This window comes from Marinobacterium weihaiense (genome assembly GCF_019061305.1).
GTDB classification, from domain to species: Bacteria; Pseudomonadota; Gammaproteobacteria; order Pseudomonadales; family Balneatricaceae; genus Marinobacterium; species Marinobacterium weihaiense.
Window position 1 is genome coordinate 71,812 of the sequence record NZ_JAHQZT010000006.1, and the last position, 22,981, is coordinate 94,792.

Below are 22,981 nucleotides of genomic sequence, written 5' to 3' on the forward strand. Positions count from 1 at the left end.
GGCATGCCTGCACCCATGTTACAGCTGGTCTGGTTCAAGCGTGACCTGCGCCTGGACGACCACCCCGCACTGACTGAAGCCGCCCGTTATGGTCCGGTCCTGCCCTTGTTTGTGGTCGAGCCTGGGTACTGGGCCCAGAGGGATATCTCGGCCCGCCACTGGCAGTTTTGTCTGGACAGTCTGGCCGACCTCCAGCAACAGCTGGGCACTATGGGGATCCCCCTGCTGTTGCGCAAGGGGGAGCTAACAAACGTGCTGGCTGAGATCAAAACATTCTATGGCCAATTCGTGCTCTGGTCTCACGAAGAAACCGGCAACGACTGGACCTTCGGACGCGACCGTAAGGTGGCTGCCTGGTGTCGGGAACAGGGTATCCACTGGCAGGAACGGCCCCAAAACGGCGTTGTCAGGCGCCTGGGCAACCGCGATCACTGGGCCGACCACTGGGAGCGCCGTATGCAGCCTTCCACTCTGCCAGTGCCAGACCTGCAGCCACCCTCGGACGGGCCGACCTCCGTCCCCCTGTCAGACCTGGCACCCGAAAACATGTACCCCGTGCAGCAGCAGCCCGGCGGTCGCCGGGCGGGGTTGCGCTGTCTGGACAGTTTTCTGACCAACCGCGGCCGCGATTACCGCTTTGCCATGTCCAGCCCCAATACGGCCTATGCCGCCTGCTCGCGCCTGTCACCGCATCTGTGCTGGGGCACTCTGTCCGTACGCGAGGTCTATCAGGCGGCACATCAAGCCCTGGAACAGGCCGAACACACCGCCTGGCAACGCTCGCTGCGCAGTTTCATCAGTCGCCTGTACTGGCACTGCCATTTTATGCAAAAGCTGGAAGATCGCCCCTCACTGGAGTGGGCGCCGATTCACCCCCTGTTTGACGAACTGGATCGGGCACCGAACTCAGAGCGCCTGGAACGCTGGGCCAGCGGCCTGACCGGCTGGCCCTTTGTCGATGCCTGCATGCGCGCACTCAATGCTCGTGGCTGGATCAATTTTCGCATGCGCGCCATGCTCACATCTGTGGCCAGTTATCACCTGTGGCTGCCCTGGCAGGACAGCGGACAGGTGCTGGCTCGCGCCTTTATCGATTACGAGCCCGGCATCCACTGGTCACAGATCCAGATGCAGTCCGGCACCACCGGCATCAATGCCATTCGCGTCTACAATCCGCTCAAGCAGGGTCTGGATCTGGACCCGGATGGCCTCTTCATGCGCCGTTGGCTTCCCGAACTGGCAGAAGTTCCATTGTCGGCCCTGCACGAACCGCGCCTGCTCAGGCAAGCTCGCTACCCGGCACCGATGGTGGACCTGAATATGGCGGCCCGTTCGGCCAAGGACAAGGTCGCGGCCATTCACCATCATCCCCGCTTTGATGAACTCAGCCGAGCGGTGTACCAGCAGCTGGGCAGTCGCAAACGCAGCCGTCGTGCGAGCGGCCGCCGCACCAACCGACGCACCACATCCGCCACACCTCACAACCCGCAGCTCAGCCTGTGGGACTGAAACCAGACATCCGGAAGCCGCCATGCCCCGTATGAAGCGCAAAGCCGACCTGCCTGAAAAGATCTGTCCCGCTTGCCAGCGCCCCTTCAGCTGGCGGCGCAAATGGGCCAATTGCTGGGACGAAGTGCGTTACTGCTCACAACGCTGCCGCCGTCAACGCGGGGCTCAAGGAGAACACCAACCATGATTCGAACTGCACACTGGTTAGGCTATGCCGGCCTGATTCCCTTTATTGGCCTGACTCTGGGCATGAGCCTGCACCCTCTGACAACAGTGGCCTTCACCACCTACAGCGCGGTGATTCTGTCGTTCTTGGGCGGTATACACTGGGGCGTCGCACTGAGCAGGCCGGAGTGGAGCACCCCTTCCCGACTGTGTCTATGCATGCTGCCGAGCCTGTTGGGCTGGCTGGCCTTGTTGCTGCCAATGCCCGCCACACTGATTGTACTGATCGGCAGCTACCTGAGTTGGTGGTTATGGGATAGAACGCAACTGGATCAGCCCGACTACCGCCGCCTGCGCATGCACTTGACGGCGGTCGCCGTGCTCTGCCACCTGGTTTGGCTGGCTACCTGATCCGGCAGGTTACTGGATTGAGCCGGCGCAATTTTGCCGACATCAGACCAGGTCGGTCTGCACGAAACGCTGCAACACCGTGTACAAACCATGCGCATCCTGGCTACCGGCCAGTTCGCGAATGGAATGCATGGCGAACTGGGGCACTCCGATGTCCAGCGTCTTGACCCCTAGTTCCGCCGCCGTGATCGGGCCAATGGTGCTGCCGCAGGCCATGTCAGTACGCACCACAAAGCTCTGTACCGGCACGCCCACCTGCTCGGCCAAGTGGCGGAACAACGCACTGGTTTCACTGTTGCTGGCGTAACGCTGATTGGCGTTGATCTTGATCACCGGGCCGGCGTTGAGCAGCGGGCCGTGATTGCCGTCATGCTTGTCGCTGAAATTGGGGTGCACGCCGTGGGCGTTGTCCGCAGAGATCAACATGGAACACGACAGTGAGCGGTTGCGCTGATCGGCATCCGGCATGACGCGCTCCAGCCATTGGCCGAGCATGGGGCCCTGTGCACCACAGGCGCTCATGCTGCCCACCTCTTCATGGTCATTGCAGACCAACACCTGACCCGCCGCCGCTTCGCCACCATCGATCAATGCCTGCAGACCAGTAAAGCAGCTGAGCAGGTTATCCAGCCGTGCTGAAGCCAGAAACTCCTGATTGAGCCCCACTGCCGCGGCGCTCTGGGTATCATAGAAGCACAGCTCATAATCCAGCACGGTCTCGATCTGTTCGACACCCTGCGCCTGCAAACGCTGCTTCAACAAGGCCCGAAAATCCGGTTTCGTATCCGCCTGCCCCATCACCACCGGCAGGTAAGTCTGGGCATTGATGGTACGGCTGGCGTTGGCCTCCCGGTCCAGGTGAATCGCCAGGCTCGGCAGTACCGCCACCGGCTGTTCGAAATCGATCAGGGCGCTGGCAATACGGCCCGCCTCATTGCGATAGGTTACGCGGCCGGCCAGTGACAGGTCACGGTCAAACCAGGGGTTGAGCAGTACGCCACCGTAGACCTCGACACCCAGCTGAAAGTAGCCCTGACGGTGCAATTCAGGGGTGGGCTTGACCTTCAGGCAGGGTGAATCGGTGTGCGCGCCGATCAGGCGCCAGCCCAGATTGACGGCTGCATTTCGTGTCGGCTGACGCCAGGCAATGATGGAGGAACCGTTACGGGTAATGTAGTAGCCCTTGCCCGGCTCAAGTGTCCAGCTGTCCGCTTCATCCAGCGCCGCAAAGCCCGCCGCTTCCAGGCGCTCGGCCATGCTCCGGACGGCATGAAAAGGGGTGGGCGAGGCGTCCAGAAAGGTGCGCAGGGAGGCGTTGAACGCCGACAGCTCCAAGGTGGCATTCAGCATCAGTAAGCATCCTCGTTTTTGATCACTTCAATCAGTTCAATCTTGAAAATCAGGGTGGAGTTGGCGGGAATATCCGGTGATGGGCTGGTTGCGCCATACGCCTGCTCCGGTGGCAGGTAAAGCATGGCGGTGCCACCTTCACGCATTTTGATCAAGCCGTTGCGCCAGCCGCGCACCACTTGCTTGAGCGGAAACCGGGCCGGTGTGTCACGCGTGTAAGAACTATCAAACACGTGACCATCCACACGCGTGCCCTCGTACTGCACCACAACCGTGTCGGCCGCCGTGGGGCTGGCACCACTGCCCTCGACCAAGTGTTCAATCTGCACGCCGTTTTCCAAGACCTCTACACCTTCACGCTTGGCATTTTCAGCCAAAAAGGCATCTCCGGCCTGACGGGTTTCATCATTCAAGGCGCGCTCAAGGCGCTCCTGACGCAGGCGCTCCTGCTCGGGATCCTTATTGCACCCGGCCAGCAACAGCGCGACAGCCAGCGCCAACGGGACTGATTTCCAGATCTGCATCGGCATATGCTCCGTAAATTCTGCGATAAACCAATGATTTTACATTACCAGACGCGATGACTACACTCACATGGCTGTAGCTGACGGAACCGATTAGCGCCAACGCCGTCTACCTATTAGCCGACTGCATACGGACGGACGCCCTGCACTCGGATATAGCTCCAGCCACCCGATCCGGAGATCCGCTGCTCATGACCACGCGAATTGCCAAGCCCCTTGTATCAGTCCTGGCACTGACTCTGTCACTGGGCGTCTCGTCCGCCAGCGCAGCCCTTGCACCGGCGCCTGTCCATTCGCAGACACTGCTTGATGTAGTGACGGCACTGCAACAGGGGCACTACAGCGAGGTCGACTTCGACGACGACCTCTCCAGTGATGTGCTGGATCAGTATCTCGACACGCTGGACCCGGATCGCAGTTACTTCTACGCCGAGGATATTCGAGAATTCGAAGCCTATCGCCACCAGCTGGACGACGATATCCTCAAGGGCCGTACCGACGCTGCTTTCACCATTTTCAACCGTTACCAACAGCGTCGCAGCGAACGTATCGAACACGTGCTGCAGCAGCTTGAGAGCGCGCAATGGGACTTCTCACTCGATGAGACGCTGCGTACCGACCGCAGTACAGCCCCTTGGCCCGCTGATCGTGCCAGCATGGATGAGCTTTGGCGCAAGCGTCTCAAAAGTGCCATCCTCAGCCTTCGACTGGCCGACAAAACCACGGATGAAGCGCGCGATATTCTGCGCAAGCGTTACCTCAATCAACAACAGCGTATTAACCAGGCCAAGGGGGACGACGTGTTCGAAGGCTTCGTCAACGCGCTGACTCACGAATTCGACCCGCACACCCAGTATTTCTCACCCCGCGGCTCTGAAAATTTCGAAATCAACATGAGTCTGTCCCTGGAAGGGATCGGAGCCGTGCTCCAGGCCGAGAACGATCAGACCAAGGTGGTACGCCTGGTACCGGCCGGCCCGGCAGACAAGGCCGGTCAGCTCAAGCCGGCCGATATTATCGTCGGTGTTGGCCAGGGCGCTGACGGCACCATTGAAGACGTGGTCGGCATGCGTCTGGATGATGTCGTCAGCAAGATTCGTGGCCCCAAGGGCACCATCGTGCGACTGGAGATCATTCCGGCCGATGCGGCTGATCGCCAAAAACGTGCAGTGATCAGCATCGAGCGCAACAAAGTCAAGCTAGAAGAGCAGGCGGCCCGTAAGCGTGTATTGGAGCTGGAGCGCGACGGCCAGCCTTATCGCCTGGGCGTGATCGAAGTGCCCACGTTCTACATCGACTTTGCCGCCCTGCAGAGCGGCGACCCCAACTACAAGAGCACCACCCGTGACGTGGAACGGCTGATTCATGAACTGCGCAGCGAAAATGTCGACGGGCTGGTTGTCGATCTGCGCAACAATGGCGGCGGTTCCCTGCGCGAAGCCAACGAACTGATTGGGCTGTTTATTCAGCGTGGCCCCACCGTGCAGATTCGTGATGCTTCAGGGCGCGTGGACATACTGGGCGACTTTGACCCCAAGGTCGCCTGGGACGGCCCGCTGGCGGTGATCGTCAATCGCCTGAGCGCATCGGCATCGGAAATTTTTGCCGGCGCCATCCAGGATTACAACCGCGGTATCATTGTCGGTAACCGTACCTTCGGTAAAGGCACTGTCCAAACCCTGCAGCCGATTGACCATGGTCAAGTCAAGCTGACGCACGCCAAGTTCTATCGGATTTCCGGTGACAGCACCCAGCACCGCGGTGTCGAGCCAGATATCCACTTCCCTTCGCTCTACACCGTTGACGAAATCGGTGAAAGCGCACTCGATAAGGCACTGCCCTGGGACCAGGTGCGCCCCGTACGCCACGGCCGCTTCCCCAGCCTGAGCCCGTTCATGCAACAGTTGATTGAGCGTCACCAGGCCCGTACCGCACAGGACCCGGATTTCGTGTTCATGCGCAAGCAGGTGGAGCACCGTGCCAGCCAACAGGATCAGTCCGAACTGACCCTGAATGAAGACAAGCTCCGTGCTGAACAGTCCCGCAACGAGGACTGGATGCTCAAAGCTGAAAATGAACGCAGAGTCGGCCTGGGCCTGCCCCCGGTCGGTTCTTTAAATGAAGCCGACGATGACCTGCCCAAGGATGAACAGGGTCGCCCTATCAACCCTGAAGCCGAAGCCATTCTGTCCGAAAGCGGCGAGATCCTGCTGGACCTGATCAACCTCAGCGTCAGTCAAACAGCCTCGACCGGTTTGCGCAGCAACACGGCGGAGTAATAAAACGCGTGAAATTGAACAAGCTCGGCATCCTGCTGCTGGTGCTGATTCCGATGCTGCTGATCATCGGCGGCACCGTCAGCTATTTTGCCTATCAGAAAATGCAGCAGCAGCACCAGACCAACCTCGCCGAGCTGGAACAGTTCGGCTATGAGATGGTGCCCACCGACATCTATTCCAAGACCATGGGTGAACTCGGAGCCGAGCAGCTTCCCGCCACCTTTGCCGAAAAGAAACTGACCCCGACCGAACGTGTCATTCGCGGCCTGATGCGCGACAAGGAAAACCTGCTCGCCGAACAGCAAGCCCTGTTTGATGAAATCGATGCGCTCAAACAGCGCATTGCAGAGCTTGAAGACTACAAGCGCCTGAACAAGCACTTTGCTCCCGAAAGTTTTGCTGATGAGCTGGCCCGCATCAAGTCGGTGCTCAAAAGCACACTTGCCCGCATGCCCGAGTCCGAGCCCTTCAGCAACATTCGACTGGATGTCATGGCGGCAGCAGGCACCCAGGAATATGAGCGTTTCGTGACCGCCAACCGACTGATCCTGGACCGCGCTCACAAGGCCAAGGTGGTGGAGGAGCTGCTGCCGGCCTATGCTTTCTGTGTCGGCAATGCCGTTGATCTTGCTGCCAACAGCCGCCAGGAAGAACACTTGCTGCACAACTGGTTTAGCCAGCCGGACAACAACCCCTTGCCAAGAGCATTGGCCGATGACCTCAACACGCTGCTGCCGGCATGCCAGCTGCCCCTGCGTAAAAAACTTCAGGCCAGCCTGCCGACAACGGCTACAGGCGGATAAAAGTCGTCAACCTGCTGGCGTTAACAGGTGGGCACCTGTATAATTTTGCAACTTTATATTCTCCGTGCCGACTGCACATCGCCAGCTCAGTGCAGTCATGCGTGGCTATCGACAACCGACCCTGTATAGCTGGCATACAGGCTGGAAGCTGCTCTTCTCAACCCTGAGCAGCGAAAATATAGGATACTTTCATGAGCGAAAGCTTTGCTGATCTGTTTGAAGAATCCCTGCAAGACATTGCCATGACCCCGGGCACCCTGGTAATGGGTGAAGTTGTCGACATCGACAGCGACTGGGTGACTGTCAATGCTGGCCTGAAATCTGAAGCGGTTATCCCCCGCTCACAGTTCCTGAACGACAACAACGAACTGGAAATCCAGGTTGGTGATTCTGTCAAGGTCGCACTGGAAGCGGTAGAAGACGGTTTCGGTGAAACCCGTCTGTCCCGTGAAAAAGCCAAGCGCGCTGAAGCCTGGGAAGTTCTGCAGGCTAAATTCGACGCTGAAGAAGTTGTCAAGGGTTACATCTCTGGCAAGGTCAAAGGCGGTTTCACTGTCAGCATCAACAACATCCAGGGCTTCCTGCCGGGCTCTCTGGTTGACGTACGTCCGGTACGTGATGTTGATCACCTGGAAGGCAAAGAGCTTGAATTCAAACTGATCAAGCTGGATCCGAAGCGCAACAACATCGTTGTGTCTCGTCGTGCCGTTCTGCAGGAAGCCAACAGCGCACAGCGCGAAGAACTGCTGGCTACCCTGGAAGAAGGTCAGATCGCCAAGGGTTACGTCAAGAACCTCACCAATTACGGTGCGTTCATCGACCTGGGCGGCGTTGACGGCCTGCTGCACATCACCGACATGGCGTGGAAGCGTATCTCTCACCCGAGCGAAATGCTGAACCCGGGCGATGAGATCTCCGTCAAGATCATCAAGTTCGACAAAGAGACCAACCGTATCTCCCTCGGCCTGAAACAGCTGAGCGAAGATCCGTGGGACGACATCAAGGATCGTTACCCGGCCGGTACCAAGGTTGCGGCTCGCGTCACCAACCTGACTGACTACGGCTGCTTCGCGTCTATCGAAGACGGCGTTGAAGGTCTGGTACACGTGTCTGAAATGTCCTGGACCAACAAGAACATCCACCCGTCCAAGATCGTAAACATCGGCGACGAAGTGGAAGTGATGATCCTGGACGTCGACGAAGAGCGTCGTCGTATTTCCCTGGGTATCAAGCAGTGCACTGCCAACCCGTGGGTATCCTTCTCCGAGCAGCACGCTGCCGGTGACAAGGTTGCAGGCACCATCAAGACCATCACCGACTTCGGTATCTTCGTGGGTCTGGACAACGACCTGGACGGTCTGGTTCACATGTCCGACATCTCTTGGGAAGCCGATCCGGAAACCGCTCTGCGCCAGTTCAAGAAAGGCGACGAAGTGGAAGCGGTTATCCTGTCCATCGATGCCGAGAAAGAGCGTATCTCCCTGGGCGTTAAGCAGCTGGAAAGCGACCCGTTCGCTGAATACCTGGCTGCCAACGACAAGGGCACCATCGTAACCGGTACCGTTAAGAGCGTTGAGCCGAAAGCCGCTGTCATCGAACTGGCTGAAGGCATCGAAGGCACTCTGAAGGTTTCCGAGATCGCTGCCGAGCGTATCGAAGACGCCACTACCGCTTTGAAGGTAGGTGAGTCTGTTGAAGCCAAGATCACTGCCGTTGATCGTCGCAACCGCGTCATCAACCTGTCGATCCGCGCCAAAGACCAGGCTGACGAAAAAGCGGCTCTGAACGCTGTTCGCAACCAGGAAGTTGACGTTCCGGGTCCGACCACTATCGGCGATCTGATCAAGCAGCAGATGGCCAACCAGAACAACTGATTTTCCTCTTCAGTTGCAACACTAAGGGATGCCCTCGGGCGTCCCTTTTTTTATTTACGCTTCCCTGCCCCCTCATACCACTTCATTGCCACTCGCTATCAGCTGTATTGGCAATGAGAATTGTGCAGATCAACCCGGCTCTACTATCTTCTAGTAACAGCGAATAACCACATCCGTGGTATCGGATTCATTGTCAGGCGCGCTCTGCAGCAAGGCTGCTCAACGCTTTCTGCCCGTAGCGACGCACTGTCCAGCGAGCACAAGGAGTCTACACATGAGTCAGAACAACACTCCATCCGGCAAATGTCCTGTCATGCACGGCGGCAACACGGCCAGCGGCAATGACAATATGGACTGGTGGCCCAAGTCTCTCAACCTCGACATCCTGCATCAGCACGATACCAAAACCGACCCGCTGGGCGAGCACTTCGACTACGCCGAAGCGTTCAAGTCCCTCGACCTGGAAGCTGTGAAGAATGATCTCAAGGCCCTAATGACCGACAGCCAAGACTGGTGGCCGGCCGACTGGGGACACTACGGTGGCCTGATGATCCGCATGACCTGGCACGCCGCCGGCTCCTATCGCGTTGCAGACGGTCGCGGCGGCGGTGGTACTGGCAACCAGCGCTTCGCCCCGTTGAACAGCTGGCCGGACAACACCAACCTGGACAAGGCCCGTCGCCTGCTGTGGCCGATCAAGAAGAAATACGGCAACAAGCTTTCCTGGGCCGACCTGATCATCCTCGCCGGTAACATGGCCTATGAGTCCATGGGCTTCAAGACCTTCGGCTTCGGCGGCGGACGCGAGGATATCTGGCACCCGGAAAAGGATATCTACTGGGGCTCAGAGAAAGAGTGGCTGGCCCCCAGCGGCAGCGAAGGCACCCGCTACTCCGGTGAGCGTGACCTGGAAAACCCGCTGGCCGCCGTGATGATGGGCCTGATCTATGTGAACCCGGAAGGGGTGGATGGCCAGCCTGACCCGCTGAAGACCGCCCATGACGTGCGCGTGACCTTCGAACGCATGGCCATGAACGATGAGGAGACCGTCGCGCTGACGGCCGGTGGTCACACTGTCGGCAAGACCCATGGTAACGGCAATGCTGAGCACCTCGGCCCCGAGCCGGAAGCCGCCGACGTCGACGAGCAGGGCCTGGGCTGGAACAACAAGGTTGGCCGCGGGGTTGGTCGTGATACCGTCACCAGCGGACTTGAAGGGGCCTGGACCTCCAACCCCACACGCTGGGACAACGGCTATTTCGACATGCTGCTCAATCACGAGTGGGAGCTGAAAAAGAGCCCGGCAGGCGCCTGGCAGTGGGAACCGGTCGACATCAAGGAAGAAGACAAGCCCGTGGACGTGGAGGATCCGAGCATTCGCCACAACCCGATCATGACCGATGCCGACATGGCGATGAAGATGGACCCGGAATACCGCAAGATCGCCGAGCGCTTCCACAAGGACCCGGAATACTTCAATGAAGTGTTTGCTCGGGCCTGGTTCAAGCTGACGCACCGTGATATGGGCCCGAAAAGCCGCTACCTGGGGCCGGACGTGCCGAACGAAGACCTGATCTGGCAGGATCCGATCCCCACTGTTGATTACACGCTGGATGATGCCGAAATTGCCGATTTGAAGCGCCGGATCCTTGCCAGCGACCTCAGTGTGTCCGAACTGGTGGCCACGGCCTGGGATAGCGCCCGCACCTTCCGCGGTTCGGATTACCGCGGCGGCGCCAACGGTGCTCGCATCCGCCTGGCCCCGCAGAAGGACTGGGCCGGCAACGAACCGGAACGCCTGCAGAAGGTCCTTAAGGCACTGGAAGGCATTCAGGCCGGACTCGACAAGCCGGTAAGCATGGCCGACCTGATTGTATTGGGCGGTACGGCAGCCGTTGAAAAGGCCGCACGGGATGCCGGCGTCGACATTGAGGTCCCCTTCGCACCCGGCCGTGGCGATGCCAGCCAGGAGATGACCGATGTGGCGTCATTCGAATATCTGGAACCGCTGCATGACGGCTTCCGCAACTGGCTCAAGCAGGATTATGTCGTAACGCCGGAAGAGATGATGCTCGACCGCACTCAGCTGATGGGACTGAGTGCACCGGAAATGACCGTACTGGTCGGCGGCATGCGCGTGCTGGGCACCAACCATGGCGGCAGCCGGCACGGCGTGTTCACGGAGCGCGAAGGCGTACTGAGCAATGACTTTTTCGTCAACCTGACCGACATGTCTTATCGGTGGAAACCTGCCGGCAACAATCTGTACGAAATTGTCGAGCGCAGCAGCGGCGAGGTGAAATGGACCGCCACCCGGGTGGACCTGGTGTTCGGCTCTAACTCCATCTTGCGTGCCTATGCCGAGGTCTATGCCCAGGATGACAACCGGGAGAAGTTCGTGAAGGATTTCGTCAAGGCCTGGACCAAGGTGATGAATGCGGACCGCTTCGATCTGAAATGATCCACCCTCTCGCCTGACCTGCCAACGGCCGTCTCCCAAGGGTACGGCCGTTTTTGTTCAGTCTTCGTCCAGTACGTAATCAATCAGCTGATCTTCGCTGATTTCATTGTCACGCACTTCGTACACGCTCAGCACCGATGCATTGGCCGCGATGACGCTGTTGCGTTCGCCGGTCACCAGCGGGTGCCAGTCCGGCAAGTCCTTGCCCTCGTGAATCAAACGATAGCTGCACGTGATCGGCAGCCAGTCGAACGTTTCCACGTCTTCCGGCTGCAGGCGAATACAGCTGGGCACCAGCTGACAGCGCTTTTCATATTCAGTGCACTGGCAGTTGTCCATGTCCAGCAGATGGCAGACCACCGTGGTGTAAAAAACCTCCTCGGTATCTTCATCCTCCACCTTGTGCAGACAGCAGAGTGCACAGCCGTCGCAGAGCGATTCCCACTCCGGCCGTGTCATTTCGCGCAGCGACTTGCGGCGCCAGAAGACTTCCTGAGCCATATTCAGCGCACCCCGGTCTCGGGGCGATCCCGGAACAGATCCAGCATATACTCTTCCTTCTGGGGCGGTAGCTGCAGGTAGAAGCCCTTTTCTTCGATATCATCAAGCAATTTTTGCGTATTTTCGATACGCGCCAACTTGCGTTCAGCCTTCAACGGCATGTCCATGACATGCACAGCCTTGCCAAACATCTCCTGCAGGGCTTCGGGTACCCGTTCAAGCTGCTCACGCTTGTCGACGTACAGGTACATCTCATCCTTGCGCGAGCTTTTGAAAACACTGACGATTTTCATGCATCAACTCTTGTCAAACTGTTCAATTCGCGCCAGCAGCGCCTCGCCGACCAGAGGCTTGCGCCATCCGGACAGACTGGGCGGCAGACGATAATGGCTGTACTGATCACGGGAACGAATCAGAGCATCCAGATCCCGCTTGCGCAACAGCACCTCAGGCATGAGATCGTGCGCCTGGGCGGCCTCACGGCCGATGGCTCGCAGCTGCTTGAGCCGCTTGTTCCAGACATAGTGCAGCGGCCGCTCGATTTCGGCTGGCGGGTTGTCCCGGGCCGAGGCCTCCGCCTGCGCCAGAACCGCCAGAATGGCCTGCCCAAACTCTCGGATCACCCGACCACGCTGTACGATCCGATCCAGCTGCTGCTCGGTCTGAGGCAGCTTTTCCGCAATGTCCAACAACACCTGATTGCGCAACAGGCGGTTGCGCGACAGGTCACGCGCGCGACAGGTGCGCTCGCGCCAGGCCGTCAGATCACGCAGCGCTGCACGATGGGTGGCATCGAAATGCCAGGCCTGACTGAACCGCTGATAGTAGCTTTCCGGGTCTTGTTCATCCTGTGCGGAAACCGCTTCACACAGCGCCGCACACTCTTCTTCCACCCACGAAAGACGCCCGCGCTGCTCCAATTGTTCTCGCTGCATCAGGGCCAGCGCCGGCAGATAGGCCACATCAAGCGCGGCGTAATGCTCCTGCTCCGGTGTCAGCGGACGCTGCAGCCAGTCAGACGTAGTTTCGCCCTTGCCCAGCTCGACTTCCAACACTTCGGATACCATGCGCTGCAGCCCCATGCTGAAGCCCCAGCCGACAAAGGCCGCCGCGATTTGGGTATCATGTAGCGGAGCCGGCAGCACGCCATAGCTGTGTCTGAACAGCTCCAGATCTTCGCTGCCGGCGTGTACCACCTTGAGCACTTCGGGGGCGGCCAGCACCTGTGCCAGCGGGCGCATATCACTGATCTGCAGCGGATCGATCAGATAGCACCCCTGCTCATCCGCCACCTGGATCAGGCCGGGGATGGGGTAAAAGGTTTCGGTGCGCATGAACTCGGTGTCCAGCGCCAGCAGTGGCTGGGACAGCCAGCGCCGGGCATGCTCCGCCAGGCTGGCATCATCATTGATGCGCACCGGGGTTGCCGCCAGCTGCTCCAGCTTTTGCCAGTCATAGCATTGTTTCAGATCACTCATCGACACTCCGTTTCAGTGATCGACGCCCGGCAAAGGCATGTGCCAGTGTGCCGCCGTCGACAAACTCCAGTTCGCCGCCGACCGGCACACCGTGAGCAATTCGGGTCAGGTTGACGTCGCTGTCCTGCAGCTGCTCGGCAATGTAGTGGGCCGTGGCCTCACCCTCCACTGTCGGGTTGGTGGCCAGGATCAGCTCGCGCACCTGCCCGGCATCCACACGAGCAAACAACCGTTCAAGGCCCAGCTCATCAGGGCCTATTCCATCAATCGGTGACAGATGCCCCTTGAGCACGAAGTAGACACCATTGAAGCCACCGGTCTGCTCGACCGCCATCAGATCCACCGGTGATTCCAGCACACACACGACGCCGGCATCCCGCGCTGAGTCTTCACAGATGGCACACTGTTCCTGCTCAGACAGATTGCGGCAGGTGGCGCACTCACCGACCCGCTCCACAGCCTGCTCCAGCGCTTCGGCCAACGTCAGGGCACCACTGCGATCACGTTCCAGCAGGTGCAGCGCCATGCGCTGGGCCGACTTGGGCCCCACTCCGGGCAGAGCCCGCAGGGCACCGATCAGTTCTTGCAGTAAGGGTGTCAGGCTCATGTTCAGAACGGCATTTTAAAACCCGGCGGCATGCCCATGCCGCTGGTGATCTTGGACATTTTTTCCTGGGTGTTCTGCTCCACCTTGCGCACAGCGTCGTTGACGGCCGCCGCGATCAGGTCTTCCAGGATTTCCTTGTCTTCTTCCATCAGGCTGTCATCAATGCTGACGGCCTTGACGTCATGGCGACCGTTCATGGTGATGCTGACCAAGCCGGCACCGGATTCACCGGTCACTTCCGCGCGCTGGATCTCTTCCTGCGCCTTCTGCATGTCTTCCTGCATTTTCTGGGCCTGCTTCATCAGGTTCCCCATACCACCTTTCATCATGGTGTCGTTCCTCTTGTCTGTATTAATCAATCGGCCGAATCGACTCATAGTCGATGCGGGCGCCAAACTGGTTTATCAATGTCTGTACCATGCCATCGGCTTCAATGTCCGCCACAGCCCGCGCCAGACGTTCGGCACGCTTGCGCTCGGCACGCTGGGCCGGCGTTTCGCGCGTCTGTGGCGCCTGAACAAACTCGATGCTGAAGTGCGCGCCTCTGGCCTGTTGAAGCGCCGCAATGATGCGCTCCCGCCGGTCCCCGCTGAGCAGCGCTTCCTGTTCCGGCATGTAGTGAAAGCAGAGCCGGTCATCTGTTTCGACCTCAAGCGACAGGTTACGTGCCAGACTTTCGGCCATACCGCTCAGTCCCAGCGACGCCAGCAGCTCGCTCCAGCCGCCATCATAACGCTCGGGTGCGGGTGTCGGCACAGCGGCAGCACCGTGATTGGCAGGTGCCTGCGCCGCCCCGGCAACCGCCGTGGACGGCGCAACGGGAGCCGGCTGCGCCTGGGTGACGTCAGCCGGGCGGGGCTTTTTTGGCGGCGAGTCATCCATGGCCGCCATGTCCGGCGGCAGGTCTTCCCAAGGGGGCACGTCTTCCGGCATGCCCGGGGGCGGTGAAACCTGTGTCTGTGCGGCCAGCGCCTGTGCGACCGGCTGCGGTTCAGCCTGTGGCGGTGCACTCGGCGGTGAGGTCACAGGCTTGGGCCGGTGCGCAGGTGCCGCAGCCGGCGCAACGGCCTCTGGCGCCGGAGCAGAGACTGCTGCTGCGTTATCCGCAGCCGTCGCCGAGCCCGAAGCGTCCAGCGGCTGGTGGCCGGCCGGCCGGAAAGCCAGCATGCGCAGCAACGTCATTTCGAGCCCTTCACGGGGCTCGGGCACCAGCGGCAGATCCTTGCGGCCCATGAGTGCAACCTGGTAGTACAGCTGCACTTCTTCGGCGCGCATGCGCTGAGCCAGCGCCAGCACCTGATCACGATCGCCCAGGCTGTTGTCGACGGCTGCCGGGACCACCTGCGCCAGTGCAATGCGGTGCAGCAGGCTGACGATATCGCCCAGCACACCCTGGTAGTCCGGCGAGAACTCGGCCAGTGACTGTACCGATTCCAGCAGCGCCTGAGGCTCATGTGCCGCCACATGGCCCAACATGCGGTAGACCAGGTGCTGATCGATGGTGCCCAGCATGGCGCGCACATCCGCTTCCCGCACGGCACCGGCCCCAAAGGCGATGGCCTGATCGGTCAGGCTGAGGGCATCACGCATGGAGCCGTCTGCAGCACGCGCCAGCAGCCAGAGCGCTGGCACCTCAAAGCTCACCGACTCCTCGCCCAGCACGAACTCCAGGTGTTGCTGTATGCGCTCGGCGGTCAGGTTCTTGAGGTTGAACTGCAGACAGCGCGACAGCACCGTCATCGGCAGTTTCTGCGGGTCGGTCGTCGCCAGCAGGAATTTCACATGGGGCGGTGGCTCTTCCAGCGTCTTCAGCAGGGCGTTGAAGGAGCTGTTGGACAGCATGTGCACCTCGTCAATGAGGTACACTTTGAAACGGCCGTGCGTGGGGGCATATTGCACGTTTTCCAGCAGCTCTCGGGTATCTTCTACCTTGGTACGCGACGCGGCATCGACCTCGATCAGGTCGACAAAACGCCCCTCCGCAATCTCCACACAGGCACTGCACTGGCCACAGGGCTCCGACGACACGCCGACTTCACAATTGAGCGACTTGGCGAACAGGCGAGCAATAGAGGTCTTGCCCACACCACGGGTGCCCGTGAACAGATAGGCGTGATGCAAACGGTCATCATCCAGTGCATTGACCAGTGCCTTGAGGACATGTTCCTGCCCCACCATCTCCACAAAGCGCTTGGGTCGCCATTTGCGCGCCAGAACCTGATAGCTCATGCTGCCTCGTTGCCGAAAGTAAACGTAAAATCTTGGGCGGCGATATTAACACGCTTTGACCGCCAGCGTCCTGCCGTGCGCGGCCGCATGCGCCCTCGGTTATGCCAATAAATTGCTTTATCCGCCAATTCGATCAAGACTGATAACAGGGTTTATCAACAGGGCAAAATCGTGGCGAAAACAACCAAAGCCAAGAAACTTGATCGCATCGACCGCAATATTCTCACTATTTTGCAACAGGAAGGTCGCATCTCGTATACCGAACTGGCCGAACGCGTCGGACTGTCGACCACGCCCTGTATGGAGAGGGTGAAACGTCTGGAACGCGACGGCATCATTACCGGCTACCGCGCCAGTGTCGACCCCGAAATGCTGGACTACAACCTGCTGGTGTTCGTCGAGATCGCCCTGTCCTATCAGTCACCCGACGCCTTTGAGCGCTTCAGCCGCGCGGTACGCACCCTGCCCTACATTCTCGAGTGTCACCTGGTTTCCGGCGATGCCGATTACCTGCTCAAGGCGCGTCTGCATGACATGTCCCAATATCGAGAGCTGCTGGGCGACATGCTGCTGACCCTGCCGGGGGTCAAAAACTCCAAATCCTATATCGTCATGGAGGAGATCAAGGAACAGAGCGTGCTCCCGGTCGACATGATGCGCCCGTAACAGGCCCGCTGCACCCACCTGGTGTAGGTGCTGGTCATCCATCGCCTCGACCGATCCAACCGAAACTCAGAGACCACCGCACGTCCTCCCGGCATTTTGTTCTTTTTTTCTGTTTTCTGTCACTGCCGCAGTGATTATTGCTGTTCTACAATGAAGAACTGTCATCAAGATTATTGGCACTTTCCAATGGCACGGTGGCTGCATGGCCACTGCGCCTCAAGCCTGTCTCAACTCTAGACAGCGCCCAGAGTCTACTGACAACCTCGCCTGAGGCCTACCCGGCCGGGCCACATTACATACCTTACGGAGGTACATTACTGATGGAAGCCAGCGAAGAGACCCTACTGTCCAGCCTGACCCATGCCATAGAAGCCATCAATGGCGTTGTATGGGGCCCGATGATGCTGGTTCTGATTCTGGGCGTCGGCCTGTTCCTGTCAATCGGCCTGAAACTGATGCCCATCCTCAGGATCGGAACCGGCTTCAGGCTGCTTTGGGGCGGCCGCAGCGCCGCAGAAGGAGATGAAACACGCGGCGAGATTCCCCCGTTTCAAGCGCTGATGACCGCCATGTCCGCCACCGTGGGCACCGGCAATATTGCCGGCGTCGCAACCGCCATTTTTCTGGGCGGCCCTGGCGCCCTGTTCTGGATGTGGATCACGGCACTGATCGGGATGGCGACCAAGTACTCAGAAGCCGTGCTGGCGGTACGCTACCGGGAAACCGATGCCAAAGGCCAGCATGTCGGCGGACCCATGTACTACATCAAGAATGGACTAGGCAAGAAGTGGACCTGGCTGGGTGTGCTGTTTGCCGTCTTTGGCGCTTGTGCCGGATTCGGGATCGGCAACACCGTGCAAGCCAACTCCGTTGCTGATGTATTGCATGCCAATTTCGGTGTCCCGGTACTGGCCACGGGCATCGTCATCGCCGTGCTGGTTGGCGCCGTCCTGATCGGCGGCATCAAGCGCATCGGCCAGGTGGCGGGCGCGCTGGTACCTTTCATGGCCATTTCTTACCTGGTCGCCGGCCTGGTGGTACTGGGTATCAACTCACACTTGCTGCCGCAGGCGCTGGATTTGATCCTGACTCACGCCTTTTCCCCGATTGCCGCCCAGGGTGGTTTCGCCGGTGCCGCCGTCTGGGCCGCGCTGCGCTTTGGTGTGGCCCGGGGCGTGTTTTCAAACGAGGCCGGCCTAGGCTCCGCGCCTATCGCTCACGCCGCCGCTCAGACGCATGACCCGGTACGCCAAGGCATGATTGCCATGCTGGGTACCTTTCTGGATACCCTGGTCATCTGTACCATCACCGGCCTGGTGATTGTCAGCTCCGGCGCCTGGACCGGCGGTGAATCCGGTGCCGCGCTGACCAGTCAGGCCTTCGCCACCGCACTGCCCGGTTTGGGCAATTACCTGGTCGCCATCGCACTGGCCATCTTTGCCTTTACCACCATCATCGGCTGGTCATTCTACGGCGAGCGCTGCGTCGAGTTCCTGTTCGGCATTCAGGCCGTGACGCCCTACCGCATCCTCTGGGTCATCGCCATTCCGTTGGGCGCCAGCCTGCACCTGGACTTTGTCTGGCTGGTCGCGGACACCCTCAATGCCATGATGGCCATTCCCAACCTGATTGCGCTGGCGCTGTTGAGCCCGGTGGTGTTCAAATTGACGCGTGAGTACTTCAACCGTCAGTGATAACCAGAATATGTCGGCGACAAGGGAGCCGCACGGCTCCCTTTTTTACACACGCTCCCAGTGAATTCTCAGTTTCGTTTAAGCCAAGCTCTGTCACAATGAAATAAAGCCTCGACACGGAGCCATGCATGAGCCTGAACAAAGAGCTGCACCGACTCGCACGCAAGAGCAGGCTGGACAGCCTGTCACACCATCTCAAGACGCGAGTCGAACAGGGGCTGGAGCAGCGTATCAAGCTGGCGATTACCGGTCTGAGCCGCAGCGGCAAGACCGTATTCATCAGCAGTTTTGCCCATCACCTGCTGCAGAGCGACCTGGGCACCTCGCTGCCGTTCTTTGCCGCCTCGGCCGACGGCCGCATTATTGCCGCACGGGATCTGAGCACCGGGTCAATACAGCCTTTCCCACTGGCCAAGACACTGGACGGCTTGCGCACCTACCCGCCGCACTGGCCCGACTCCACCGAAACCCTGTCGGAAATATGCCTGGCGCTGCGCTACCGGCGCTCGCCGGGGCTCGGCCGAGTGCTGGGTGAACATGCAACCCTGTATATCGACCTGATCGACTATCCCGGCGAGTGGCTGCTGGATCTGCCGCTGCTGGAGCTGACATTCGAACAATGGTGCCAGCAACAGCGCCAGCTGTTTGCGCAGGCCCCTCGTGCATCGGCCGCCCAGGCCTGGCTGGCCCGCCAGCACGACATCGATTGGCTGGCTCCAGCCACGGACGCCGAACTGGCTCAACTGAGCGAAACCTTCCGCACGCTGCTGCAGCAGCTGCGCGAGCCGCCACACAGCCTGAGCCTGCTGCAACCCGGTCGCCTGCTGATGCCCGGCGAGCTGGCCGGCAGCGACCTGCTGAACCTGTTCCCGATTCTGACCGCCTTCCCGGAGAACCCGGCCGAGGCCGCCGACGACAGTCTGCTGGTGCGCCTGCAGCAGGCCTACGACCGCTACTGCCAGGACGTGGTGCGTCCCTTTTATCAGGATCATTTTCGCCACTTCGACCGCCAGATCGTGCTGGTCGATTGCCTTAAAACCCTGAACCGGGGCCGAGCCTGCTTCAATGACATGCAACTGGCACTCAACACCCTGCTGCAGAGCTTCAACTATGGCCGCAGCGGCCTGCTCCGTCGCCTGTTCAGCCCGCGCATCAGCCGGGTGCTGTTTGCCGCGACCAAGGCCGATCATGTCACCGCCAACCAGCACCATAATCTGGACCGTTTTCTGCAACTGATGGTGGAGTCGGCCCAGCGCGATATCCGCTTCGAACACGTGGATACCCGTTGCCTGGCGCTGGCATCGGTGCGCGCAACCCAGGCGGCCGAGGCACGGCTTGATGGTCAGCATCTGTCCTGCCTGAGAGGCATGCGCAAGGATACGGGCGAAGAGATCGCGCTTTTTCCCGGCGAAGTCCCGGTGGAACTGCCCGGCGATGCCGACTGGAACAGCGAGCGTTTTCGCTTCGTCGATTTCGCCCCCCGGCCCCTGCCCGCCGGGCCGTTGCGCCCCGAGCACCACATCCGCCTTGATCAGGCGGCCGACCACCTGTTGGGAGACCTGTTCCGATGAGCACACCCGAACACTGGCAGCGCCCGGTTGAACTGTCCCCGGACGCACTCGAGCCCCCGTCTAGCTCTGCATCAGGCCAGACAACCACAGGACATGCGCAAGAGTTGCCGCTGGAGAGTACCCGCCCAGTCGAGGTGGAAACCGGGGACATACCGCTGTCTCCATCACCTCCTGCACGCCAATCCTCCCGGCGCTGGCTCTGGGGGAGCCTGGGCGCCCTTCTGGTCACCCTCGCAGGCGCCGAGCTTTACCGTCTGATTCACTGGGGCATCGACCTGCACCCGCTGCTGGGGGCCACCTTCGCTCTGCTGGCTCTGGTGCTGGTCGGCGCCATCACGGTTGAAATACACCGCGGCTGCCACAGCCGTCGTCAACTGCGCCGGGTCAACCATCTGCAGCAACAGGCAAGCCGTCTGCTGACCCGACATGACACCGGCCACAGCAGCACACTGATCCATCAACTGGAACAGCAGTATCGACAGACACCGTTGGCGCGGGAGCTGAACACCGCTTTGCAACAGCTCGACAGCAGCTACAGTGATGCGGAGATCATCCGCTACCTCGACCGTCATGCCCTGCGCCAGGCCGACCGGGCCGCGCAGCAATGTGTGCAGCGCTACAGCGTTGAATCAGGGGTTCTGGTCGCGGTCAGCCCCTGGGCCAGTTTTGACATGCTGCTGGTCGCCTGGCGCAATCTGCGCATGCTGCGCGAAATCAGTACCATTTACGGCCTGCCCTCCGGACCGCTGACTCAAGGGCGCCTGCTGCGACAGGTGCTGCAGAATCTGGCATTCGCCGGGGCCAGCGAGATGGCGGTGGATGCAGGCTCGGCACTGCTCAGCAGCTCCATCACCGCCGGGCTGTCGGCCCGCGCCGGACAGGGACTGGGAGCCGGCCTGTTCACCGCCAGAACCGGGTTCAGTGCCATTGAGCTCTGCCGTCCGCTGCCCACAACCGACGACCGAAAAACGCGCTCCAATCGGATTGCGACCTTGATTTTGCAGCGACTGGGGAAGGGCAAGGCCGCTGAGGGTCCGGCCTAGGCCGAACCTCAGCGACAGAGTCTGGCAGGATACTGCGGATCAGACGTCGGCAGACGCTTGCAGCGTCGGATAATCGTTGTAGCCCTCCGCGCCCTGGGAATAGAAGGTCTTGGGATCGGCTGCGTTCAGCGGTGCACCCAGTTTCAGGCGTTCAGGCAGGTCCGGGTTGGCAATGAAGGGCACGCCAAAGGCGATCGCCTCCGCCTGACCGACGGCAACGGCGGTGGCCGCCTCGTCACCGCTGTAGCCCATGTTCAGGATCAGGTTGCCGCGGTAATGCTCCCGCACCGGCGTGATCACATCGGCCTGTTGCGCCTGCAGAAAATCGCCGCGCATCAGATGCAGGAATGCCAGGTCGAAGTCGTTGAGGCGCCGGGCTAGCCAGGTCATCAACGCGACCGGATCGCTGTCCGTCATGCTGTTGAAGCTGTTCAACGGCGACAGGCGCACCCCGACGCGGTCACTGCCCCAGACCCCGCTGACCGCTGCAATCACCTCCAGCAGCAGACGTGCGCGGTTCTCGATCGAGCCACCGTAAAGCCCCTCGCGACGGTTGGCACCATCCCGCAAAAATTCATCCAGCAGGTAGCCGTTGGCTCCGTGCACTTCAACACCGTCAAAACCGGCACGCCTGGCGTTTTCAGCCGCGGCCTTGAAGCCCTGAATGATCGCCGGAATCTCGTCATCGGCCAATTCACGCGGCACCGTGTAGGTTTGCTTGCCTTCCGGGGTGTGCACCTGATCATTGGTAATGGCCAGGGCGCTGGGGGCCACCGGCACGCGCCCCTCGTTCAGCAACGGGTGACAGGCACGGCCACCATGCCAGATCTGCAGTACGATGGTGCCGCCCTTGGCATGAACCGCATCCGTGACCTTCTTCCAAGCTTCAACCTGAGCGTCGGAGTAGATACCCGGTTCACGCCAGAACGCCGAATTGCCTGCCATCGCCATGGTGGCCTCCGCGATGATCAGGCCCGCCGAAGCGCGCTGGGCGTAATGTTCCACCATCAGCTCAGTGGGCACATGATCGGCATCCGCACGACAGCGGGTCAGCGGTGCCATCAGCACACGGTTGTTCAACGACAGGGCACCCAGTTGCAGCGGCGTAAACAGATCGGTCATATGCTTCCTCGCAGATCGGTACAGTGATGAAAGGCCCGTACGGGACGGGCCTTGTATGCATGAAACGTTATTGCATCAGACTCGAGGCTGGCTGTGTAGCCAACGCCCCTTTGCAACGGTTTCAAACAAAGGTTGATACAGAGTCGCCTCGCTACAACCGGCATTACCCGGTGTAGGCACCACTGGCGTAATGCAGCTCGTAGCTGTGGCTGTAGATTTCGACGATGTTGCCGAACGGATCTTCCATATAGATCATACGATAGGGCTTTTCACCCGGATAGTAGTAACGCGGGGCCGGCATACGTTTCTTGCCGCCGGCCGCGACGATCTTGTCGGCCAGTTCTTCCAAGTTCGGGTCCTGCACGCAGAAGTGGAATACACCGGTTTTCCAGTATTCGAAGTTGTTTTCCGGGTTTTCCTGATTCTTGAATTCGAACAGCTCAACCCCGATACGGTCTCCGGTCGACAGGTGGGCAATGCGGAAGCGCTCCCAACCGGCACCGAACACATCCGTGCACATCTCACCGATGGCCGAGTCGTCTTCAACGATTTCGGTCGGCTCCATGATCAGGTACCACCCCATCACCTGGGTGTAGAATTCGACGGCTTTTTCCAGATCCGGCACCGAAATGCCAATGTGTGAAAAGGAACGCGGATAGGGATTCATGCTTGACTCCTGCAGGTGTTAATCAAC

The 22,981-nt window shown here is 60.0% G+C and carries 21 protein-coding genes; 11 read left to right on the forward strand and 10 right to left on the reverse strand.

Features of this window, described 5'->3' with window-relative positions; genetic code table 11:
• Positions 1-3 precede the first annotated feature (3 nt).
• Genes KTN04_RS06130 through KTN04_RS06140 form a run of 3 tightly spaced genes read left to right on the forward strand, consistent with a single transcriptional unit; the run spans position 4 to position 2,085 of the window.
• Complete coding sequence (locus KTN04_RS06130) at positions 4-1,509, forward strand: FAD-binding domain-containing protein (protein WP_217334341.1); 1,506 nt, start codon at positions 4-6, stop codon at positions 1,507-1,509.
• Between the two features lie 31 nt (positions 1,510-1,540).
• A complete protein-coding gene (locus KTN04_RS06135) occupies positions 1,541-1,696 on the forward strand; it encodes a DUF2256 domain-containing protein (RefSeq protein WP_217334453.1) in 156 nt (51 codons plus the stop codon).
• A complete protein-coding gene (locus tag KTN04_RS06140; protein WP_217334342.1) occupies positions 1,693-2,085 on the forward strand; it encodes a DUF3429 domain-containing protein in 393 nt (130 codons plus the stop codon). Before KTN04_RS06135 ends, KTN04_RS06140 begins: the two co-directional genes overlap by 4 nt.
• A gap of 42 nt (positions 2,086-2,127) precedes the next feature.
• Here KTN04_RS06140 and KTN04_RS06145 read toward each other — a convergent pair whose 3' ends face one another.
• On the reverse strand, positions 2,128-3,435 hold the full coding sequence (locus KTN04_RS06145) for a M18 family aminopeptidase (RefSeq protein ID WP_217334343.1): 1,308 nt from the start codon (positions 3,433-3,435) through the stop codon (positions 2,128-2,130).
• Complete coding sequence (locus tag KTN04_RS06150) at positions 3,435-3,959, reverse strand: FKBP-type peptidyl-prolyl cis-trans isomerase (protein ID WP_217334344.1); 525 nt, start codon at positions 3,957-3,959, stop codon at positions 3,435-3,437. The genes KTN04_RS06145 and KTN04_RS06150 overlap by 1 nt, the downstream gene beginning before the upstream one ends.
• Positions 3,960-4,150: 191 nt before the next feature.
• Here KTN04_RS06150 and KTN04_RS06155 point away from each other — a divergent pair, with 191 nt between their 5' ends.
• The 4 genes from KTN04_RS06155 (at position 4,151) to katG (ending at position 11,376) form a co-directional block, all read left to right on the forward strand.
• Positions 4,151-6,238 carry a carboxy terminal-processing peptidase gene (locus KTN04_RS06155; protein WP_217334345.1) on the forward strand — a complete coding sequence of 696 codons (2,088 nt, stop codon included), beginning with the start codon at positions 4,151-4,153 and terminating at the stop codon, positions 6,236-6,238.
• Positions 6,239-6,246: 8 nt separating this feature from the next.
• The gene (locus tag KTN04_RS06160) at positions 6,247-7,041 is read left to right on the forward strand and encodes a hypothetical protein (RefSeq protein WP_217334346.1); all 795 of its coding nucleotides are present in this window, start codon (positions 6,247-6,249) and stop codon (positions 7,039-7,041) included.
• Positions 7,042-7,232: 191 nt separating this feature from the next.
• Entirely contained in the window at positions 7,233-8,915 is a 1,683-nt protein-coding gene (gene rpsA, locus KTN04_RS06165; protein WP_217334347.1) for a 30S ribosomal protein S1, read from the forward strand.
• A gap of 274 nt (positions 8,916-9,189) precedes the next feature.
• A complete protein-coding gene (katG, locus tag KTN04_RS06170; RefSeq protein ID WP_217334348.1) occupies positions 9,190-11,376 on the forward strand; it encodes a catalase/peroxidase HPI in 2,187 nt (728 codons plus the stop codon).
• Positions 11,377-11,433: 57 nt separating this feature from the next.
• On the opposite strand, the gene KTN04_RS06175 is transcribed toward katG, so the two are convergent.
• Genes KTN04_RS06175 through dnaX form a run of 6 tightly spaced genes read right to left on the reverse strand, consistent with a single transcriptional unit; the run spans position 11,434 to position 16,191 of the window.
• Positions 11,434-11,877 carry a YcgN family cysteine cluster protein gene (locus KTN04_RS06175; RefSeq protein WP_217334349.1) on the reverse strand — a complete coding sequence of 148 codons (444 nt, stop codon included), beginning with the start codon at positions 11,875-11,877 and terminating at the stop codon, positions 11,434-11,436.
• A 2-nt stretch (positions 11,878-11,879) separates the two neighbouring features.
• Complete coding sequence (locus tag KTN04_RS06180; protein WP_217334350.1) at positions 11,880-12,170, reverse strand: YcgL domain-containing protein; 291 nt, start codon at positions 12,168-12,170, stop codon at positions 11,880-11,882.
• A gap of 3 nt (positions 12,171-12,173) precedes the next feature.
• The gene (gene rnd / locus KTN04_RS06185; protein ID WP_217334351.1) at positions 12,174-13,355 is read right to left on the reverse strand and encodes a ribonuclease D; all 1,182 of its coding nucleotides are present in this window, start codon (positions 13,353-13,355) and stop codon (positions 12,174-12,176) included.
• A complete protein-coding gene (recR, locus tag KTN04_RS06190; protein ID WP_217334352.1) occupies positions 13,348-13,962 on the reverse strand; it encodes a recombination mediator RecR in 615 nt (204 codons plus the stop codon). Before recR ends, rnd begins: the two co-directional genes overlap by 8 nt.
• Before the next feature lie 2 nt (positions 13,963-13,964).
• Positions 13,965-14,291 (reverse strand): YbaB/EbfC family nucleoid-associated protein, encoded by a 327-nt coding sequence (locus KTN04_RS06195; RefSeq protein ID WP_217334353.1) that lies wholly within the window; start codon positions 14,289-14,291, stop codon positions 13,965-13,967.
• A 22-nt stretch (positions 14,292-14,313) separates the two neighbouring features.
• Positions 14,314-16,191, reverse strand: a complete 1,878-nt coding sequence (gene dnaX / locus KTN04_RS06200; RefSeq protein WP_217334354.1) for a DNA polymerase III subunit gamma/tau — start codon at positions 16,189-16,191, stop codon at positions 14,314-14,316.
• Positions 16,192-16,362: 171 nt separating this feature from the next.
• Between dnaX and KTN04_RS06205 the strand changes: the two genes are divergently transcribed.
• The 4 genes from KTN04_RS06205 (at position 16,363) to KTN04_RS06220 (ending at position 21,165) form a co-directional block, all read left to right on the forward strand.
• On the forward strand, positions 16,363-16,857 hold the full coding sequence (locus KTN04_RS06205) for an Lrp/AsnC ligand binding domain-containing protein (RefSeq protein ID WP_217334355.1): 495 nt from the start codon (positions 16,363-16,365) through the stop codon (positions 16,855-16,857).
• A 320-nt stretch (positions 16,858-17,177) separates the two neighbouring features.
• Positions 17,178-18,551: an alanine/glycine:cation symporter family protein gene (locus KTN04_RS06210; protein ID WP_254262403.1), complete on the forward strand. Its 1,374-nt coding sequence runs from the start codon at positions 17,178-17,180 to the stop codon at positions 18,549-18,551.
• 128 nt (positions 18,552-18,679) lie between these two features.
• Entirely contained in the window at positions 18,680-20,122 is a 1,443-nt protein-coding gene (locus KTN04_RS06215; RefSeq protein ID WP_217334356.1) for a YcjX family GTP-binding protein, read from the forward strand.
• Positions 20,119-21,165 (forward strand): TIGR01620 family protein, encoded by a 1,047-nt coding sequence (locus tag KTN04_RS06220; RefSeq protein WP_217334357.1) that lies wholly within the window; start codon positions 20,119-20,121, stop codon positions 21,163-21,165. Before KTN04_RS06215 ends, KTN04_RS06220 begins: the two co-directional genes overlap by 4 nt.
• 39 nt (positions 21,166-21,204) lie before the next feature.
• On the opposite strand, the gene KTN04_RS06225 is transcribed toward KTN04_RS06220, so the two are convergent.
• Together KTN04_RS06225 and KTN04_RS06230 are read right to left on the reverse strand one after the other, a co-directional pair.
• Complete coding sequence (locus KTN04_RS06225) at positions 21,205-22,287, reverse strand: alkene reductase (RefSeq protein ID WP_217334358.1); 1,083 nt, start codon at positions 22,285-22,287, stop codon at positions 21,205-21,207.
• Positions 22,288-22,450: 163 nt separating this feature from the next.
• The gene (locus KTN04_RS06230; RefSeq protein ID WP_217334359.1) at positions 22,451-22,954 is read right to left on the reverse strand and encodes a lactoylglutathione lyase family protein; all 504 of its coding nucleotides are present in this window, start codon (positions 22,952-22,954) and stop codon (positions 22,451-22,453) included.
• Positions 22,955-22,981 lie beyond the last annotated feature (27 nt).

What these genes read in the sequence shown, in the direction of transcription:
- KTN04_RS06130 (WP_217334341.1), top strand. Translation starts at nt 4, where the DNA reads ATGCCTGCACCCATGTTACAGCTGGTCTGGTTCAAGCGTGACCTGCGC.
- KTN04_RS06135 (WP_217334453.1), top strand. Translation starts at nt 1,541, where the DNA reads ATGAAGCGCAAAGCCGACCTGCCTGAAAAGATCTGTCCCGCTTGCCAG.
- KTN04_RS06140 (WP_217334342.1), top strand. Translation starts at nt 1,693, where the DNA reads ATGATTCGAACTGCACACTGGTTAGGCTATGCCGGCCTGATTCCCTTT.
- KTN04_RS06145 (WP_217334343.1), bottom strand. Translation starts at nt 3,435, where the DNA reads ATGCTGAATGCCACCTTGGAGCTGTCGGCGTTCAACGCCTCCCTGCGC.
- KTN04_RS06150 (WP_217334344.1), bottom strand. Translation starts at nt 3,959, where the DNA reads ATGCAGATCTGGAAATCAGTCCCGTTGGCGCTGGCTGTCGCGCTGTTG.
- KTN04_RS06155 (WP_217334345.1), top strand. Translation starts at nt 4,151, where the DNA reads ATGACCACGCGAATTGCCAAGCCCCTTGTATCAGTCCTGGCACTGACT.
- rpsA (WP_217334347.1), top strand. Translation starts at nt 7,233, where the DNA reads ATGAGCGAAAGCTTTGCTGATCTGTTTGAAGAATCCCTGCAAGACATT.
- katG (WP_217334348.1), top strand. Translation starts at nt 9,190, where the DNA reads ATGAGTCAGAACAACACTCCATCCGGCAAATGTCCTGTCATGCACGGC.
- KTN04_RS06175 (WP_217334349.1), bottom strand. Translation starts at nt 11,877, where the DNA reads ATGGCTCAGGAAGTCTTCTGGCGCCGCAAGTCGCTGCGCGAAATGACA.
- KTN04_RS06180 (WP_217334350.1), bottom strand. Translation starts at nt 12,170, where the DNA reads ATGAAAATCGTCAGTGTTTTCAAAAGCTCGCGCAAGGATGAGATGTAC.
- rnd (WP_217334351.1), bottom strand. Translation starts at nt 13,355, where the DNA reads ATGAGTGATCTGAAACAATGCTATGACTGGCAAAAGCTGGAGCAGCTG.
- recR (WP_217334352.1), bottom strand. Translation starts at nt 13,962, where the DNA reads ATGAGCCTGACACCCTTACTGCAAGAACTGATCGGTGCCCTGCGGGCT.
- KTN04_RS06195 (WP_217334353.1), bottom strand. Translation starts at nt 14,291, where the DNA reads ATGATGAAAGGTGGTATGGGGAACCTGATGAAGCAGGCCCAGAAAATG.
- dnaX (WP_217334354.1), bottom strand. Translation starts at nt 16,191, where the DNA reads ATGAGCTATCAGGTTCTGGCGCGCAAATGGCGACCCAAGCGCTTTGTG.
- KTN04_RS06210 (WP_254262403.1), top strand. Translation starts at nt 17,178, where the DNA reads ATGGAAGCCAGCGAAGAGACCCTACTGTCCAGCCTGACCCATGCCATA.
- KTN04_RS06215 (WP_217334356.1), top strand. Translation starts at nt 18,680, where the DNA reads ATGAGCCTGAACAAAGAGCTGCACCGACTCGCACGCAAGAGCAGGCTG.
- KTN04_RS06220 (WP_217334357.1), top strand. Translation starts at nt 20,119, where the DNA reads ATGAGCACACCCGAACACTGGCAGCGCCCGGTTGAACTGTCCCCGGAC.
- KTN04_RS06225 (WP_217334358.1), bottom strand. Translation starts at nt 22,287, where the DNA reads ATGACCGATCTGTTTACGCCGCTGCAACTGGGTGCCCTGTCGTTGAAC.
- KTN04_RS06230 (WP_217334359.1), bottom strand. Translation starts at nt 22,954, where the DNA reads ATGAATCCCTATCCGCGTTCCTTTTCACACATTGGCATTTCGGTGCCG.